The 17,137-nt window shown below is 72.7% G+C and carries 14 protein-coding genes; 9 read left to right on the forward strand and 5 right to left on the reverse strand.

Annotation, left to right across the window (positions count from 1 at the left end):
- Positions 1-69 precede the first annotated feature (69 nt).
- From CFP65_RS36665 to CFP65_RS36685, 5 genes are all read right to left on the reverse strand, one after another.
- Positions 70-1,095, reverse strand: coding sequence for a LacI family DNA-binding transcriptional regulator (locus CFP65_RS36665; protein WP_254552759.1), 1,026 nt, complete (start codon positions 1,093-1,095; stop codon positions 70-72).
- Positions 1,096-1,416: 321 nt separating this feature from the next.
- Complete coding sequence (locus tag CFP65_RS36670) at positions 1,417-2,346, reverse strand: class I SAM-dependent methyltransferase (protein ID WP_104820217.1); 930 nt, start codon at positions 2,344-2,346, stop codon at positions 1,417-1,419.
- 29 nt (positions 2,347-2,375) lie between these two features.
- Complete coding sequence (locus tag CFP65_RS36675; protein ID WP_104820218.1) at positions 2,376-3,482, reverse strand: NAD(P)-dependent alcohol dehydrogenase; 1,107 nt, start codon at positions 3,480-3,482, stop codon at positions 2,376-2,378.
- 2 nt (positions 3,483-3,484) lie between these two features.
- Positions 3,485-4,888: an aldehyde dehydrogenase family protein gene (locus tag CFP65_RS36680; protein ID WP_104821388.1), complete on the reverse strand. Its 1,404-nt coding sequence runs from the start codon at positions 4,886-4,888 to the stop codon at positions 3,485-3,487.
- A gap of 8 nt (positions 4,889-4,896) precedes the next feature.
- A complete protein-coding gene (locus tag CFP65_RS36685) occupies positions 4,897-5,652 on the reverse strand; it encodes a (5-formylfuran-3-yl)methyl phosphate synthase (protein ID WP_104820219.1) in 756 nt (251 codons plus the stop codon).
- A 469-nt stretch (positions 5,653-6,121) separates the two neighbouring features.
- Here CFP65_RS36685 and CFP65_RS36690 point away from each other — a divergent pair, with 469 nt between their 5' ends.
- The 9 genes from CFP65_RS36690 to CFP65_RS36730 all read left to right on the forward strand — a co-directional run bounded on the left by CFP65_RS36690 (position 6,122) and on the right by CFP65_RS36730 (position 17,133).
- Positions 6,122-6,607 carry a PxKF domain-containing protein gene (locus tag CFP65_RS36690; protein WP_104820220.1) on the forward strand — a complete coding sequence of 162 codons (486 nt, stop codon included), beginning with the start codon at positions 6,122-6,124 and terminating at the stop codon, positions 6,605-6,607.
- A gap of 512 nt (positions 6,608-7,119) precedes the next feature.
- Positions 7,120-8,103, forward strand: a complete 984-nt coding sequence (locus CFP65_RS36695; protein ID WP_104820221.1) for an ABC transporter substrate-binding protein — start codon at positions 7,120-7,122, stop codon at positions 8,101-8,103.
- A 96-nt stretch (positions 8,104-8,199) separates the two neighbouring features.
- A complete protein-coding gene (locus CFP65_RS36700) occupies positions 8,200-9,723 on the forward strand; it encodes a sugar ABC transporter ATP-binding protein (RefSeq protein WP_104820222.1) in 1,524 nt (507 codons plus the stop codon).
- Positions 9,720-10,799 carry an ABC transporter permease gene (locus CFP65_RS36705; RefSeq protein WP_104820223.1) on the forward strand — a complete coding sequence of 360 codons (1,080 nt, stop codon included), beginning with the start codon at positions 9,720-9,722 and terminating at the stop codon, positions 10,797-10,799. The genes CFP65_RS36700 and CFP65_RS36705 overlap by 4 nt, the downstream gene beginning before the upstream one ends.
- On the forward strand, positions 10,796-11,767 hold the full coding sequence (yjfF, locus tag CFP65_RS36710) for a galactofuranose ABC transporter, permease protein YjfF (RefSeq protein WP_174805606.1): 972 nt from the start codon (positions 10,796-10,798) through the stop codon (positions 11,765-11,767). The genes CFP65_RS36705 and yjfF overlap by 4 nt, the downstream gene beginning before the upstream one ends.
- Positions 11,768-11,956: 189 nt before the next feature.
- Positions 11,957-13,654 carry a ribulokinase gene (locus CFP65_RS36715; RefSeq protein ID WP_104820224.1) on the forward strand — a complete coding sequence of 566 codons (1,698 nt, stop codon included), beginning with the start codon at positions 11,957-11,959 and terminating at the stop codon, positions 13,652-13,654.
- A 5-nt stretch (positions 13,655-13,659) separates the two neighbouring features.
- Positions 13,660-14,331: an L-ribulose-5-phosphate 4-epimerase gene (locus CFP65_RS36720; protein ID WP_104820225.1), complete on the forward strand. Its 672-nt coding sequence runs from the start codon at positions 13,660-13,662 to the stop codon at positions 14,329-14,331.
- Between the two features lie 13 nt (positions 14,332-14,344).
- A complete protein-coding gene (araA, locus tag CFP65_RS36725; protein ID WP_104820226.1) occupies positions 14,345-15,850 on the forward strand; it encodes an L-arabinose isomerase in 1,506 nt (501 codons plus the stop codon).
- Between the two features lie 173 nt (positions 15,851-16,023).
- Complete coding sequence (locus tag CFP65_RS36730) at positions 16,024-17,133, forward strand: aldose epimerase family protein (protein WP_104820227.1); 1,110 nt, start codon at positions 16,024-16,026, stop codon at positions 17,131-17,133.
- Positions 17,134-17,137: the final 4 nt, after the last annotated feature.

The following is a 17,137-nucleotide window of genomic DNA, read 5'->3' on the forward strand; positions in this document are numbered from 1 at the left end:
CGGCGAGCTCGAAGGGTGACCCCAGTGCGGCGAGCTCGGAGGGTGGCCCCGGCGCGGCGGCCGGCGGCGTCAGCCTCGGCGGGCGGGCGCGGTGCTGCGGCGCAGCACCAGCTCGGGGGCGATCTGGACCCGGGTGGCGGGGTGGGCGGTGCCGCCGAGCTCGGCCACCAGCAGTTCGAGGGCGCGTCGGCCGAGCTCGCCGAAGTCCTGGCGGACGGTGGTGAGCGGCGGGATGAAGTAGGCGGCCTCGGGGATGTCGTCGAAGCCGGCCACGCTGATGTCGCCGGGCACCGAGCGGCCGGCCTCGTGGAGCGCGCGCAGCAGGCCGAGGGCCATGTGATCGTTGGCGCAGAAGACGGCGGTGACCTCCTCGAGTCGGGCGATCCGCTGCCCTGCCTCGTAGCCGGACCGGGCGGTCCAGTCGCCGAGCTCGACGGGCGGGATCCAGGCCCCGGCGGCCTTCAGGGCGCGCTGCCAACCCTCCCGGCGGTCCTGGCTCTCCAGCCAGCCGGCCGGTCCGGCCAGGTGGTGGACGGTGCGGTGGCCGAGGTCGAGCAGCTGCCGGGTGGCGGCGTCGGCGCCGGAGCGGTTGTCGACCGAGACCATCGGAATGGTGGAGCGGGTGCCGGAGCCGACCGCGACCACCGGGATCGAGCTGGAGAGCCGGCCGACGGCGCTGACGGCGGAGGTCTGCGGCGCGATCACCACGACCCCTTCCACGCCCTGGTCGCGCAGCCGGTCGACGGCCTCCTGGAGCGAGCGGCTGTCCAGAGAGCGCAGGCTGGCGACGCTGACGAAGTATCCGGCGCTGCGGGCGGCCCGCTCGATGCCGTCGAGCATCGAGGCGGGGCCGTAGAGGGTGGAGTCGAAGCTCACCACGCCGAGGGTCTGGGAGCGGCGGGTGACCAGCGCGCGGGCGGCGGAGTTGGGCCGGTAGTCCAGCTCCCGGATGGCGGCCAGCACCCGCTCGCGGGTGTCCGGCCGCACGTGCGGGGCGCCGTTGAGTACCCGGGACACCGTCTGATGGGACACGCCCGCCAGTTTCGCCACGTCCGCCATCACCGGCTGCCGGGCCTCGGCCGTTTCGGTCTCCACTTGCCCTCCTCGCCGGCAGCGGACGCCTGGGGCCCGCCGGTTCGCCCCGTGCGGGTGCCCGGGAGGGCGGCGAGATCATCGCGCGCCGGTGCTACAGAGTACCTGGTCATGATTGATGTGTGCGTTAACAATTGCGGCTCCGGATGGCCGGCCGACCGTCGGGGCAGCGCTGCGCCGCCGCCGACCCGGGCTCGGCGCCCGGGCCCCCTGGTCGGCCGGACTGGTCGGTGGGTGCTGTCGGTCAGTGCGAACAGGGCTGGTCAGTAGGGGAGCTGCCCAAGGTGCGCTGGGGCTGCACCCCGGTGCGGGTGCACCGGGGCGTCACGGCCGGGGCTTGTGGGCGAACACCCACCGGTTGCCCTCCAGCGCGTCGTTCGGTTCGGGGAGGGGGCCGCGCCGGTGCCGCCGGGTGAACTCGAACGGCGTGTGGATCGAGGTCGACCAGCCCTTGGCCGTCAGGTCGCCCGCGGAGTCGGGACGTGGACCGGGATCGAAGAGGCGGAGCAGGTCGATACCGATCTGCTCCCGCGTCGCCGTGTAGATCGCGCTGTCGCGGTACGCCAGCAGGTCCTTCTCCAGCTTGGCCTCGAAGGCCAGAGCGCTGCCTGCGGTGGTGAGCCGGTCCACCGTGTCGATGAGGCGCGTCTCGGCGGGGCCCGGCAGGTAAAAGAGGAGCCCCTCGGCCAGCCAGACGCTCGGCGCGGCCGGGTCGAAGCCGGCGGCGGTCAGCGCGCCGACCCAGTCCGCGCGCAGGTCCACCGGTACGGGGACGCGCTTCACCTTCGGGGCGGCCGCCAGGTCGGTCAGCACCCGCTGCTTGAAGGCCAGCACGCCGGCCCGGTCGATCTCGAAGACCGTCACGTCGGACGGCCAGTCCAACCGGAAGGCGCGCGTGTCCAACCCCGCGCCCAGCAGCACCACTTGGCGGGCCTCGGTGCCGGTCGACCGGGGCTCGGTGCCGGTCGACCGGAGGAGGAAGTCGTCGAGGACCCTGGTCCGCAGGCCGAAGTAGCGGGCGAACCGCCCCCACAGCGGGTTGTCGTCCCCGCCCGGGACCTGCTCGATCCGTACCGGCCAGTCCGTGCAGGCCGGGGCGGCGTGCACGAAGTGCTGGGCGTAGACGTCCTGGGCCAGGCTGTCGTGGCGGTGGGTCTCGATCGCCCGTGCCGCGGCGACCAGGAGGGCGGTCAGGCCCACCCCGCCGTCCACGCCTTCCGCCTCTGGCTGCTGCTGCGGCGCTGTGCGAGCCATGTTTCCTCCGTCGGTGTCGCGTGCCTCGTTCATCGGGTGGTCCGCTCCGGTAGCAGGACGGGCTTCACCACGCGGCCCGCGTCGCAGTCGCGTTCGGCCTCGTTGATGTCGGCCAGCGGGTAGGTGCGGATCAGCTCGTCGAACGGGAAGCGACCGGCCTGCCACAGCCCGGTCAGCCTGGGTATCAGCAGCCCGGGTACGGCGTCCCCTTCGCAGATGTGGCGGATGCTGCGGCCCCGGTCGAGCGTGCCCGGTTCGAGCGGCAGGGCGGTGTGCAGGCGTGCCACCAGGCCGAGGCAGCCGGTGGGGCGCAGCGCGTGGAGCGCGTCGTTGACGAGCCGGGCCGAGGCGGTGGTGTCCAAGGCGTACTGCGCGCCGCCGTCGGTGAGCCGACGGATCCGTGTCCGCAGACCGGGCGCCTCGGCCGGCAGGGGGAGCGCGCCGAACCGTTCGGCCAGGGCGAGCCGCCCCGGATGCCGGTCGACGGCCACGGTCCGGACGCCGGCGGCGGTGGCCGCCATCACCGCGGCCAGGCCCACGGCTCCGGCACCGAGGACGGTCAGGGTGTCGCCGGGGCCCGCACCGAAGGTGTTCAGCACGGCTCCGGCGCCGGTGAGGAAGCCGCAGCCGAGGGGCCCGAGCAGTTCGAGCGGCAGTGCGGGGTCGACCCGGACGGCGTTGCGGGCCGGGACGAGCGCGTACTCGGCGAACGAGGACTGGCCGAACCAGCGGGGGGCCAGTGCCTTCCCGGCCGCGTCGGTGAGCCGCGGCGGTTCCTCCTCGCGTCCCCCGTAGAGGTTGAGGGAGGCGAAGGAGTCGCAGTAGGCGGGGGCCGCGCCGCGGCAACTCCGGCAGTGTCCGCAGGAGTCGAAGCTCAGCACGACGTGGTCACCCACGTCGATCGCAGCGTCCGGGCCGCCGCCCGTGCGCACCACGACCCCGGCGCCCTCGTGGCCGAGGACGGCAGGCAGCGGGCTGCGGCCGGCGGATCGCCGGACCGCGAGATCGGTCCGGCACATCCCGGAGCCGGCGATCTCGACCAGGATCTCGCCGGCGGCCGGCTCCGGTGGCAGGTGCACCTCCTCGACCGTGAACGGGCTCTCGGACGAGCGCAGTACGGCCGCCTGGAACTTCATCGTCACGCCTCCTGCGGGCGGTGGACGACGAACGGCCGCAGGTTGCCGTAGAGCCCCCACGGTCCGCCCGCGACGCCGACCCCGCTGTCCTTGACGCCGGCGAAGGGCTGGGCGAGGGAGAGTTCGGCGTGGTGGTTGATCCAGGCCGTGCCGCATTCGAGCCGGTCGGCCACCGCCTCGGCCCGGTCGAGATCGGTGCCCCAGACGGAGCCGCCCAGCCCGAAGCCGGTGCCGTTGGCCGCGTCGACGGCGTCGTCGACGCTCCGGTACGGCAGCACCGGGAGGACCGGTCCGAACTGCTCCTCGGTCACCACCGCACTGCCGGGCGGGAGGTCGGTCAGGATGGTGGGAGCGAAGAAGTACCCCGGCCCGTCCAGCCGGTGGCCACCGGCCGCCGCCCGGGCGCCGCCGGCCAGGGCCTGCGCCGTGACCTGCTCGACCCGGGCCAGCTGCGCGGCGTTGTTGAGCGGCCCCAGCCGGGTTTCGGGGTCGAGGCCGGGCCCGACGGCGACGGTTTTGGCGCGCTGGGCGAGGGCCTCGACGACCTCGGCGTGGAGCCGGGCCGGGACGTAGACGCGTTTGACCGCCATGCAGACCTGCCCGCAGTTGCGGAACGCCGCCCAGAACAGCCGGTCCGCGATCCGGTCCACCTCGACGTCGTCGAGCAGGACGGCGGCGTCGTTGCCGCCCAGCTCCAGGGTGACCCGGGCGAGCGAGGCCGCCGCCGCAGCGGCGACGGCCCGCCCGGTGGGCACCGAACCGGTGAAGGTGACGTGCCGGATGCCCGGATGGGAGGCGAGGCGGGCCCCGAGGGGTTCGCGGCCGGTGACGACGGTCAGGACGTCCTCGGGCAGGGCGGTGGCGAGGACGGAGCCGAGCAGGCGGGTGGCGAGCGGCGTGAACGGCGACGGTTTGAGGACCATGGTGTTGCCCGCCGCCAGCGCGGGCGCGAACTTCGCCGCCGCGAGCTGGAGGGGGAAGTTCCACGGCACGATCGCGGCAACGGGCCCGAGCGGGCGCCAGCGGATCTCGCTGTGCACGGGCCGACCGTCCTCGATCCGGCGGGTCCGGGGGGCCAGGTCGGCGAAGTAGCGCAGGCGGGCCGCCGTACGGGCGACCTCCGCGTGCGACTCGGCCAGCGGCTTGCCCTGTTCCCGGGTGAGCAGCCGGGCGAGGTCCTCGCCGGCCGTCTCCACGGCTTCGGCGGCGCTGCGCAGCGCGGCGGTACGGGCGGCCGGGTCGGCCCGCCAGCCGGGCCAGGCGCGCTGGGCGCGGGCGACCACCTCGTCCAGCTCGCCCGGCTGCTGGTCGGGAGCCTCGTCGAAGGACTCCCCGGTGGCGGGGTCGACGACGGGGAGGCGGCCGGCCCGGTCACCGGGCACGTGGTCGGTCTCGGGCATCGGCATGCCGGAGGTCACTTCACGGCGGAGACGCCGACGGCCGCCTCGCGCGCCTGCCGGTCCATCTCCGCCCGGAAGGCGGTCACCAGGTGCGGCCGGATCCGCCCGGCGTTGCGGTCGCCGCCCTCGCAGACCGCTCCCCGCACGCCCACGATGTCCGTGCCCATGCGGGTCAGCGGGCCGAGATCGGCCTGCCTGACGCTGCCCGCGAGGGCCGCGAGCAGGCCGGCGGCGTGGGCCCGCCGGACGAACTCGGCACAGACCTCCGGCGGAACGTGGTCGAACAGCCGGGTCCCGTCCTTGATGGCCGTGTCAAGCATGGCCGCGTCGGCGCCGGAGCGGGTGGCGATGTCGGGCAGGGCGAGCGGGTTGACGCAGCCGATGCGGTGGGCGTCGGCGTAGCCGGAGGCCACGACCAGGGCGTCGGGGCGGTGGTCCTTCACCGCCCGGACGACCGCGCGCATGACCTCGATGCCCTGATCGGGCGTCGTGCACCCGTAGAGGCCGACCTTGATGTACGTCGCGCCGGAGACGACGGCGCCGAGCGCGGCCTGCGCCACCGTGCCGGGCTTGTACGGGACGTCCCCCACGGTGGCGGACACCGGCTTGTCCGCCGGCACCGCGTCGCGGATCTCCCTGATGACCCAGGGGAAGTTGGCGCCGAGCGAGCCCTCGTCCGGCTTCTTGACGTCGACGATGTCCAGGTGCTCCGCTGCCTTCGCGCAGTCGAGGGCCTCCTCGACGCTGTCCGGGGAGATGAGAAGCAACACCGTGAGCTCCTTCCGCCGCAGGCCCGCCTGGCCGAGGCACAGGGGCGCGGATCGTCTGGGTCGTGTGCGGTGCGCTCATCATTTCCGCTACCCGTGGGCGCCGGTAGGGCGCGCCGTGTTCGCCGGGGGCGCTCGGATCGACGTGGTGTGCGCCGTGAAGGCCGGAGCGAACGGAGCTCACGGCGACGCTCTGCCCGCCGGATTCCGCCCGGAGTGCGGCGTCGGCAAGGGGCGCGGCGGGGTGTCAGTGCGCCTGGAGCGTGCACCTGGCATGTGCCAGTGCGCCCTGGTGCCGGTGATCGGGGACAGGACAGGAGGTCGAGTACATGGCATTGGTCGATCGCGGCAGCACCACCCCGTCCGGACGCCTGCGGCGGCTGCGCCGCAGGACAACGGCCGCCCTGGCGGTCGGGGCGCTCGGCGCCGTGGGAGCGGTCGTCCCGCCGGCGTCGGCGCAACCCGCGCGGTCATGTTCGGCGGCGCGCCCGCCACCGGGGTCACCGTGGTCAACGACTTCACCGTCACGGCCACCGCCCCGGCCTCGACCGCGGTCGGCGCCGTCGACGTCACCGTCACCACGCCGGGCGGCACCAGCACCGCCTCCGCCGCCGACCAGTACACCTACGCCTACGCCTTCTTCGGCTTCGACGCCCCGGTCGGCAACTCGCCCACCGTCAACAAGGCCCACGCCGGCCGGTCGATCCCAATGAAGTTCAGCCTCGGCGGCAACCACGGCCTGAACATGCTGGGCCCGGGCCAACCGACCGCCCAGCAGATCGACTGCACCACCGGTACGGCGACCGGGCAGCCCGTCCCGCCCTCTTCCAGTTCAGCTGACCCGGCGCCGCCCGCGCCACCGCCTCGGGGGAAGCCCAGCCACACCGCGCCCCCGAGGCCGGCACGATCAGCCGTGGGCGGCGGCCAGGGTGATGCGGTCGAGTGCGGCACGTGTTAGCGCTAACAGGGCGGCGCACGGTCGATCACGGCCCGGAGGTAGGCGCCGTCGGTGACGGGCTGTCAAGGTGCGCCCGCGATTCCGGCCGCGAGTCGTGGGCGAGTCGCGGGTGGCCAAGTGCACCGGCCGTCGGTCCGATTGACGGTGCGGTGAGCTGCGACTGCGGAAGCCGGCTGCCACCGGGGTGGCGGAGTGGTGGAGTGGGGCGGGCGGCAGTCCGGTGGTGGACGGAGGAGCCGGAAGGGGCGCGACGGGTCGGCCTCGGCGGGCGGTCAGATCGGGTGGCTCAGGCCCGAAGTCCGGCACTGGTGGCGCCGGTCAAGATTGGGTAACGGGCTGGAAGGGGGCTTGTCGGCCCCGATTGTGAGCGCTAACAATTTCTCTCGAGCGAAACGGCGCCGCCACACCGCGTTCACATGGACGAGATGGAGCGCCCCGGATCTCGCCCCACCCCGTGAACGCCCGGCTGGTGCTGCTGTCGGTGCGATCGACGAATCCGAGAGGAAGTCCCCATGTCCAAGAGAGCTGCGGCGGCCCTGGTCGCCGGCGCGATGATCACCGTGCTGACCGCGTGTGGTTCCGGTGGTGGCGGAGGCTCGGCCGACAAGGGCTCCGGCCACAAGCTCGTCATGGGCTTCTCGCAGGTCGGCGCGGAGAGCGGCTGGCGCACCGCCAACACCAAGTCGGTCCAGGAGTCGGCGAAGAAGGCCGGCATCGAGCTCAAGTTCTCCGACGCGCAGCAGAAGCAGGAGAACCAGATCAAGGCCATCCGCTCCTTCATCCAGCAGAAGGTCGACGTGATCGCCTTCTCGCCGGTGGTGGAGTCGGGTTGGGACACCGTCCTGAAGGAGGCCAAGGACGCGCACATCCCGGTCATCCTGACCGACCGCGCGGTCGACTCCAAGGACGAGTCGCTCTACGCCTCCTTCCTCGGCTCCGACTTCGTCGAGGAGGGCAAGAAGGCCGGCGACTGGCTGGTCAAGCAGTACCCGGCGGGCGGCGGCGAGGTGAACATCGTCCAGCTGGAGGGCACCACCGGTTCGGCGCCGGCCAACGACCGCAAGTCCGGCTTCGCGGACGCCATCAAGGGCGACCCGCGGTTCAAGATCGTCGCCTCGCAGACCGGTGACTTCACCCGGGCCAAGGGCAAGGAGGTCATGCAGGCCTTCCTGAAGTCCCAGCCGAAGATCGACGTGCTGTTCGCGCAGAACGACGACATGGCGCTGGGTGCGATCCAGGCGATCGAGGAGGCCGGCAAGAAGCCCGGTACCGACATCAAGATCGTCTCGGTGGACGGCGTGAAGGACGCGTTCACCGCGATGAGCCAGGGCAAGATCAACTACGACGTGGAGTGCAACCCGCTCCTCGGCGACCAGCTGATGGACCTGGCCAAGAAGGTCAAGGCGGGTGAGCAGGTGGAGCGGCGGATCAAGACCACCGAGGGCACCTTCACGCCCGAGCAGGCCACCGCGGCCCTGCCGAACCGCCAGTACTGACCCACCCCGGCCGGGTGGGGCCGCGCGGCGGTTCGGCCCCACCCCGGCCCGGAGTTCGGGCGGGACGCGTCCGGCAGAGACGAGAGGAGTACCGGCGTGCGGCAGCAACCGGTCCTGGAAGTGCGGGGGATCCGCAAGGAGTTCCCCGGGGTGGTGGCGCTGGACGGGGTCGACTTCCGGCTCTTCCCCGGCGAGGTGCACGCCCTGATGGGGGAGAACGGCGCCGGCAAGTCGACGCTGATCAAGGTGCTGACCGGGGTGCATCCGGCGGACGGCGGCGACGTGGTGCTGGCCGGGCGGCCGGTGCGGATCGCCGGGCCGCTCCAGGCCCAGCAGGTCGGCATCAGCACGGTCTACCAGGAGGTCAACCTCTGCCCGAACCTTTCGGTGGCGGAGAACATCTTCATCGGGCGGGAGCCCCGCCGGTTCGGCCTGATCGACTGGGCCGCGATGCGTCGGCGGGCCGCCGAACTGGTCGACGAGCTGGACCTGGACATCGACGTCACCGCGCCGCTGAACAGCCACTCGATCGCCGTCCAGCAGCTGGTGGCCATCGTCCGCGCGGTGGACGTCAACGCCAAGGTGCTGATCCTGGACGAGCCGACCTCCAGCCTCGACCGCGACGAGGTGCGCCAACTCTTCACCGTCATGCGGCGGTTGCGCGACCAGGGCGTGGCGATCCTGTTCGTCTCGCACTTCCTCGACCAGATCTACGAGATCTGCGACCGGATGACGGTGCTGCGCAACGGCCGGCTGGAGGGCGAGTACCGGATCGACGAGCTGAACCAGGTCGAACTGGTCTCCCGGATGATCGGCGCCGAACTCGCCGGACTCGACCAACTCGGCGGCGGTGGCCGGCGCGAGCGTGCCGCGGCCGCCACCGGACCGGCCTTCCTGGAGGCCGCCGGGCTGGCCCGCCGGGGCGCCGTCGAGCCGTACGACCTGGTGATCCGGCCCGGCGAGGTGATCGGGCTGGCCGGGCTGCTGGGCTCGGGGCGGACCGAGGCCGCCCGGCTGCTGTTCGGCGCCGACCAGAGCGACGGCGGAAGCCTGCGGATCGAGGGCGCCGGCGCCGTGCTGCGCAGCCCGCGGGACGCGATCCGCCGGGGCATCGCGTTCTGCTCGGAGAACCGCAAGACCGAGGGCCTGGTCGGCGAACTGACCGTCCGGGAGAACATCGTGCTGGCGCTGCAGGCCGCCCGGGGCTGGGCCCGCCCGCTCTCGCGCACCGTCCAGGACGAGTACGCGCTGCGCTGGGTCCGCGCGCTGGACATCCGTCCGGCCAACCCCGAGGCGCTGGTGCGCAACCTCAGCGGCGGCAACCAGCAGAAGGTGCTGCTCGCCCGCTGGCTGATCACCGACCCGAAGCTGCTGATCCTGGACGAGCCGACCCGCGGCATCGACATCGGGGCCAAGGCCGAGATCCAGAAGCTGGTGGCCGGTCTCGCCGAGGACGGCATGGCGGTGCTCTTCATCTCCGCCGAGCTGGAGGAGGTGCTGCGGCTCAGCCACCGGATCGGCGTGCTGCGCGACCACCGGATGGTCGCCCAGCTGGACAACGACGGCGGGCTCACCCCGGAGCGCGTCATGGCCACCATCGCGAGCGGAGCGGACCAATGAGCACGGCCACGGCGAGCCCGGTGAAGGCGGTGACCAGGTACCGGCTGTTCTGGCCGGCCGTGGTGCTGGCCGTCCTGCTGCTCGCCAACCTCGCCTTCACCCCGGACTTCTTCGCCGTCCACCTCCAGGGCGGCCACCTGTACGGGTCGCTGATCGACATCCTGCACTTCGGCGCCCCGCTGATCCTGGTCTCGCTCGGGATGACCCTGGTGATCGCCACCGGCGGCATCGACCTGTCGGTCGGCTCGACCGTCGCGATCGCCGGCGCGCTGGCCTGTCTGCACATCAGTCAGTCCGCGAGCCCGGGCAGCCTGGGCACCGTGCTGACCGCCGTCGGCATCGCGCTGGGCACCGCGCTGGTGCTCGGCTTCGTCAACGGGGTGCTGGTGGCCAGGATCGGTGTCCAGCCGATCATCGCCACGCTGATCCTGATGGTCGCCGGGCGTGGGGTGGCGCAGCTGATCACCGACGGCCAGATCATCACCGTCACCAGCGATCCGTACAAGCTGATCGGCGGCGGCTACTGGCTGACCATGCCCTTCGCGATCCTGCTCAGCGCGGTGGTGGTGCTGGCCACCGTGCTGCTGACCCGCTCGACCGCGCTCGGCCTGCTGCTCGAATCCGTCGGCGGCAACCCGGTGGCCAGCCGGCTGGTCGGCATCCGGGCGGCGCGCCTGGTGGCGCTGGTCTACGTGTTCAGTGCGCTGTGCGCGGCGCTGGCCGGCCTGATGGTCTCCTCCAACGTGTCGGCCGCCGACGGCAACAACGCCGGCCTGTGGATCGAGTTGGACGCCATCCTCGCGGTGGTGCTGGGCGGGACCTCGCTGAACGGCGGCCGGTTCTCGATCGGCGGCACCGTGCTGGGCGCGCTGATCATCCAGACCCTCTCCACCACGGTCTACACCATCGGCATCCCGCCGGAGACCACCCTGGTGTTCAAGGCGTTCGTGGTGATCGTGGTCTGCCTGATCCAGTCGCCTGCCTTCCGCGCCAAGCTCGCCGGCCGCGGCGCCCGGGCCCGGCGCACCGCCCGGCCGCACGCCGCGGCCCCCAAGAACCGGGAGGTCGGCGCATGAACGCCAACGCCCTGCTGACCCGCCTGCGCGGGCAGATCCCGCTGCTGGTCACCGCGGTCCTGCTGGTGTCGATGTTCAGCGTCGGCTCGGTGCAGTACGACGGCTTCTTCTCCGGCCAGGTCGTGCTCAACCTGTTCATCGACAACGCCTTCCTGCTGGTCGTCGCGGTCGGCATGACCTTCGTGGTGCTGACCGGGGGCATCGACCTCTCGGTCGGCGCGGTGGTGGCGCTCTCCACCATGGTCTCCGCCTGGCTGGTCGAGAAGCATGGCTGGCCGCCGCTGCTGGTGATCCCGCTGGTACTGCTGATGGGCACCGTGGGCGGGTGGGTGATGGGCTGGGTGATCCACGTCTTCGAGATCCAGCCGTTCATCGTCACCCTGGCCGGCATGTTCCTGGCCCGCGGCCTCTGCTACACGATCAGCATCGAGTCGATCTCCATCACCAACCCGCAGTACACCGCGATGGCGCAGACCCGGATCCCGCTCGGCAGCCTGTTCGTCTCGCCGAGCGCGGTGATCGCGCTGCTGGTGGTGGCCGTCGGCTTCGTGGTGCTGCACTACACCCGGCTGGGCCGCAACGTGTACGCGCTCGGCGGCAGCGAGCAGTCGGCGCTGCTGATGGGCCTGCCGGTGCAGCGCACCAAGACCGCCGTCTACGCGATCAGCGGCTTCTGCTCCGCGCTCGGCGGGGTGCTGCTCACCTTCTACATGCTCTCCGGCTACGGCCTGCACGCGGTGGGTCTGGAGCTCGACGCGATCGCCGCGGTGGTGATCGGCGGCACCCTGCTGACCGGCGGCTCCGGCTACCTGCTGGGCACCCTGCTCGGGGTGCTGGTGCTCGGGCTGATCCAGACCGTGATCAGCTTCCAGGGCACGCTGAGCTCCTGGTGGACCAGGATCGTGATCGGCGCGCTGCTGTTCGTCTTCATCGTCCTGCAGCGGCTGATCACCGCCCGCCGGCGCTGACAGCGCTGACGACAGCGCACCAGCCTTCAGAACCCCGCTCGGCCGTCCGCCATCCGCTTCTTCGGCCGGCCCTGCGGCCCCCGGCCGGCCGTCGGCCCGCAACGACGCGGAACCGCCGACGGCCGCCGAACCCACCAGCCCGACGCACCCTCAGACACCCCGTCCGACGCCAAGGAAGAGACCGTGAGCATGACGTCCCACCAAGACCAGGCCAACGGGCCGGAGAGCTACGTCGTCGGCGTGGACTTCGGCACCCTGTCCGGGCGCGCGGTCGTGGTCCGCACCAGCGACGGCGAGGAGCTCGGCACGGCCGTGCACGCCTACCCGCACGCCGTGATCGAGCGCGAGCTGCCCGGCACCGGCCTGCGGCTGCCCCCGGACTGGGCGCTCCAGCACCCCGAGGACTGGCGGGAGGTGCTGCGCACGGCCGTCCCGGCCGCGCTGGCCGCCGCCGGGGTCGACCCGCAGCGGGTGATCGGCATCGCCACCGACTTCACCGCCTGCACCGTGCTGCCCGTCCGGGCCGACGGCACCCCGCTGGCCGAGACCGCCGAGTGGGCCGCACGCCCGCATGCCTGGCCCAAGTTGTGGAAGCACCACGCCGCCCAGGCCCAGGCCGACCGGATCAACGACCTGGCGCACGCCCGGGGCGAGAAGTGGATCGGCCGCTACGGCGGCAAGATCTCCGCCGAGTGGCAGTACGCCAAGGCGCTGCAGGTGCTGGAGGAGGACCCGGCGGTCTACGCCGCCTGCGAGCGCTGGATCGAGGCCGCCGACTGGATCGTCTGGCAGCTCACCGGCGCCGAATCCCGCAACACCTGCACGGCCGGGTACAAGGGCATCTTCCAGGACGGCGGCTACCCGAGCGAGGAATACCTCGCCGCGCTGCACCCGGAGTTCGCCGACTTCGCCCGCACCCGCCTGGAGCACCCGCTGGCCCCGCTCGGCTCCCGGGTCGGCTCGCTCACCCCCGAGGCCGCCGCCTGGACCGGCCTGCCCGCCGGCATCGCGGTGGCCGCCGGCAACGTCGACGCGCACGTGGCCGCCCCCGCCGCGCAGGCCGTGGAGGACGGCCAACTGCTGGCCATCATGGGCACCTCGACCTGCCACGTGGTCAACGGCCCCGCCCTGGCGGACGTACCCGGCATCTGCGGGGTGGTCGACGGCGGCATCGTGGCGGGATCCTGGGGCTTCGAGGCCGGGCAGAGCGCGGTGGGCGACATCTTCGCCTGGTGGCTGCGCCAGGGCCTGCCGGCCGACTACCTCGCCGAGGCCGAGGCCACCGGCGAGGACGCGCACCAGCTGCTCACCCGCAAGGCCGCCAGGCAGCGGATCGGCGCCCACGGCCTCGTCGCCCTGGACTGGATGAACGGCAACCGCTCCACCCTGGTCGACCACCACCTCTCCGGCGTCATCGCCGGCCTCACCCTGGCCACCACCCCCGAGGACGTCTACCGCGCCCTGCTCGAGGCGACGGCCTTCGGCACCCGCACCATCGTCGAGGCGCTGGAGCAGGGCGGCGTCCCCGTCACCGAGTTCATCGTGACCGGCGGCCTGAAGAAGAACGTCCTGCTGATGCAGATCTACGCCGACGTGCTGCGCCGCCCGGTCTCGCTCGCGGTCTCCGAGCAGGGCCCGGCCGTCGGCTCGGCGATCCACGCGGCCGTCGCCGCCGGGGCCCACCCCGACGTCCGCGCGGCCGCCGCCGCGATGGGGCGGGTGGAGCGCGCCGCGTACCTGCCCAGCCCGGCCCGCGCCGACGCGTACGACCTGCTGTACGCCGAGTACCGCGCCCTGCACGAGCACTTCGGCACCGGACCCGACAAGCTGCTCCACCGCCTGCGCCGGCTGCGCAACGACGCCCTCACCCACGACAGCGAGGACTGACCCCCATGACCACCCAGATAGAGCTGATTCGGCGTCAGGTCGCCGAGCTGCATCAAGAGTTGGTCCGCTACGGCCTGGTGGTGTGGACGGCCGGCAACGTGTCCGCCCGGGTGCCGGGCGAGGACCTGCTGGTGATCAAGCCCAGCGGGGTCTCCTACGAGGAGCTGACCCCGGAGAACATGATCCTGTGCGACCTGGACGGCACGGTGGTCGAGGGCGAGCACTCGCCCTCCTCCGACACCGCCGCGCACGCCTACGTCTACCGCCACCGCCCCGACGTGGGCGGCGTGGTGCACACCCACTCCACCTACGCCAGCGCCTGGGCCGCCCGGGGCGAGGCGGTGCCGTGCGTGCTCACCGCGATGGCCGACGAGTTCGGCGCCGAGATCCCGGTCGGGCCGTTCGCGCTGATCGGCGACGACTCGATCGGCCGGGGCATCGTCGAGACCCTGGACGGCCACCGCTCGCCCGCGGTCCTGATGAAGAGCCACGGCGTGTTCACCATCGGCAAGGACGCCAAGGCCGCCGTCAAGGCCGCCGTGATGTGCGAGGACGTCGCCCGTACCGTGCACATCTCCCGCCAGCTCGGCGACCCGCTGCCGATCGCCCAGGCGGACATCGACCGCCTCAACTACCGCTACCAGAACGTCTACGGCCAGCAGCCCGCTGCCAAGTGAAGGAGTACCACCCGTGACTGAGGTTTTCACCGGGCGTGAGATCTGGTTCCTCACCGGCAGCCAGGGCCTGTACGGCGAGGAGACGCTCCAGCAGGTCGCCGAGCAGTCCCGGCAGGTCGTCAACCAGCTGGCCGTGGCCGGGCTGCCGGTCCGGCTGATCTGGAAGCCGGTGCTCACCGATGCCGGAGCGATCCGCCGGGTCTGCCTGGAGGCGAACGCCGACGACGCCTGCGTCGGCCTGATCGCCTGGATGCACACCTTCTCCCCGGCCAAGATGTGGATATCCGGCCTCGACGCGCTGCGCAAGCCGCTGCTGCACCTGCACACCCAGGCCAACCGCGACCTGCCCTGGGCGTCCATCGACATGGACTTCATGAACCTGAACCAGGCCGCCCACGGCGACCGCGAGTTCGGCTACATCCAGTCCCGCCTCGGCGTCACCCGCAAGACGGTGGCCGGCCACGTCAGCGACCCGGTGGTGGCCCAGCGGATCGCCGGCTGGTCCCGCGCGGCGGCCGGCCGGGCCGACCTCGGCTCGCTCAAGCTGGCCCGCTTCGGTGACAACATGCGCGACGTCGCCGTCACCGAGGGCGACAAGGTCGAGGCCCAGCTGCGGTTCGGCGTCTCGGTCAACACCTACGGCGTCAACGACCTGGTCGCCGCCGTGGATTCGGCCGCCGACGCCGAAGTCACCGCCCTGGTCAAGGAGTACGAGGAGCTCTACCGGCTGGCCCCCGAGCTGCGCCTGGGCGGCGACCGGCACGACTCGCTGCGCTACGCCGCCCGGATCGAGCTCGGCCTGCGCGGCTTCCTGGAGGCCGGCGGCTTCGGGGCCTTCACCACCAACTTCGAGGACCTCGGCGGGCTGCGCCAGCTGCCCGGCCTCGCCGTGCAGCGGCTGATGGCCGACGGCTACGGCTTCGGCGGCGAGGGCGACTGGAAGACCTCCGTCCTGCTGCGCACCCTCAAGACCGTCGCCACCGGGCTGCCCGGTGGCACCTCCTTCATGGAGGACTACACCTACCACCTCGAGCCGGGACGGGAGCTGATCCTCGGGGCGCACATGCTCGAGGTCTGCCCGACGATCGCCTCCGCCACCCCGTCCTGCGAGATCCACCCGCTGGGCATCGGCGGCCGCGAGGACCCGGTCCGTCTGGTCTTCGACGCCGAGCCCGGCCCGGCCGTGGTGGTCGGCCTCGCCGACCTGGGCGACCGGTTCCGGCTGGTGGCCAACGAGATCGACGTGGTGGACCCGGCCGAGCCGCTGCCCAACCTGCCGGTCGCGCGTGCCGTCTGGCAGCCCCGGCCCAACCTGCGGACCTCCACCGAGGCCTGGCTGACGGCCGGCGGCCCGCACCACACCGTGCTGTCCAGCGCCCTCGGCACCGAGGAGCTGGACAACCTCGCGGAGATGCTCGCCACCGAGCTGGTGGTGATCGACGCCGACACCACCATGCGCGGCTTCACCCGCGAACTGCGCTGGAACCAGGCGTACCACCGCCTGGCCCAGCGGCTCTGACCGCTTCTTCCAGCAGGACCGACGACGCCCGTCCACCCGCGGGCGTCGTCACCCGTTTCCAGGCCTCACCGTTTCCAGGCCTCGCCGCTACCAGGCCCCGCCGTTGCCAGGTCGCCCCGTCCGCAGCCCGCCGCTTCCAGCCCCCTTTCCCGTACGTCGAACGGAGCCCGCCAGTGCCGCCCGCCAACCCCGCTCGCCTGAGGGTCACCCAGGCCGAGGTCGCCGTCCTGCCTGACGGGCAGCCGATCACCCGCTGGACCTTCGGCGCCCCGGACGGCGTGACGGCCGAGGTGCTCAGCCTCGGCGCCCGCCTCGAAGCCCTGCACGCTCCCGACCGGGACGGGCAGTCGGCCAATGTCGTCCTCGGCAGCGGGCAGATCGACCAACTGTTCGGCGAGGGAGCCTACTTCGGCGCCACCGTCGGGCGCTACGCCAACCGCATCGCGGGCGGCGTGCTGCCGCTGGAGGGCACCCGCCACCGCCTCGCCACCCAGTCCACCGGCCACACCCTGCACGGCGGCCCGGACGGATTCGCCACCCGGCCGTGGGAGGGGGAGCCCGTCCGGGAGGTCGGGCGGGTCGGCGTGCGGCTGCGGCTGCACAGCCCGGACGGCGACCAGGGATTCCCCGGTGCGCTCACCGCCGAGGTCACCTACCTGCTTGACGCCCAGGGCGAGTTGACCATCGACTACCGGGCGACCACCGAGGCGCTCACCGTGGTCAACCTCACCAACCACGCCTACTTCAACCTCGCGGGCGAGGGCAGCGGCACGGTGCTCGACCACCTGCTCCAGGTGGAGGCGGTCGGCTACCTGCCGGTCGGCGAGGACCTGATCCCGCTCGGCCCCGTCGCACCCGTGGCCGACAGCCCCTTCGACCTCCGCCAGGCCCAGGTGATCGGCGACCGGTTCGCGCTGCGCCACCCGCAGCTCGGCCCGGCCGGCGGGGGCTACGACCACAACTGGGTGCTGGACGGCATCGGCCTGCGGACCGTCGCCGTCCTCGAGGACCCGGCGGGCGGGCGCCGGCTGGAGTGCCGGACGACCGAGCCCGGTCTGCAGATCTACACCGGCAACCTCTTCGAGGGCTCGGTCACCGGCCGGTCCGGCCGCCCCTACCGCGCCCACGCGGGCATCGCCCTGGAGACCCAGCACTTCCCCGACTCGCCGAACCGGCCCGACTACCCCTCCACCCTCCTGCACCCCGGGCAGGAGTACCGCTCCACCACGGCCTACCGGTTCACCACCGACCGGGCCACGGCCTCCCCACAGCAACACCGATGAAGAG

The organism is Kitasatospora sp. MMS16-BH015 (genome assembly GCF_002943525.1).
Lineage (GTDB): Bacteria > Actinomycetota > Actinomycetes > Streptomycetales > Streptomycetaceae > Kitasatospora.

Bases quoted from the DNA above. Each gene is read 5' to 3' on its own strand.
- CFP65_RS36690 (WP_104820220.1), top strand. From the start codon at position 6,122: ATGTTCGGCGGCGCGCCCGCCACCGGGGTCACCGTGGTCAACGACTTC.
- CFP65_RS36680 (WP_104821388.1), bottom strand. From the start codon at position 4,888: ATGCCGATGCCCGAGACCGACCACGTGCCCGGTGACCGGGCCGGCCGC.
- CFP65_RS36720 (WP_104820225.1), top strand. From the start codon at position 13,660: ATGACCACCCAGATAGAGCTGATTCGGCGTCAGGTCGCCGAGCTGCAT.
- CFP65_RS36675 (WP_104820218.1), bottom strand. From the start codon at position 3,482: ATGAAGTTCCAGGCGGCCGTACTGCGCTCGTCCGAGAGCCCGTTCACG.
- CFP65_RS36705 (WP_104820223.1), top strand. From the start codon at position 9,720: ATGAGCACGGCCACGGCGAGCCCGGTGAAGGCGGTGACCAGGTACCGG.
- yjfF (WP_174805606.1), top strand. From the start codon at position 10,796: ATGAACGCCAACGCCCTGCTGACCCGCCTGCGCGGGCAGATCCCGCTG.
- CFP65_RS36695 (WP_104820221.1), top strand. From the start codon at position 7,120: ATGTCCAAGAGAGCTGCGGCGGCCCTGGTCGCCGGCGCGATGATCACC.
- CFP65_RS36715 (WP_104820224.1), top strand. From the start codon at position 11,957: ATGACGTCCCACCAAGACCAGGCCAACGGGCCGGAGAGCTACGTCGTC.
- CFP65_RS36670 (WP_104820217.1), bottom strand. From the start codon at position 2,346: ATGGCTCGCACAGCGCCGCAGCAGCAGCCAGAGGCGGAAGGCGTGGAC.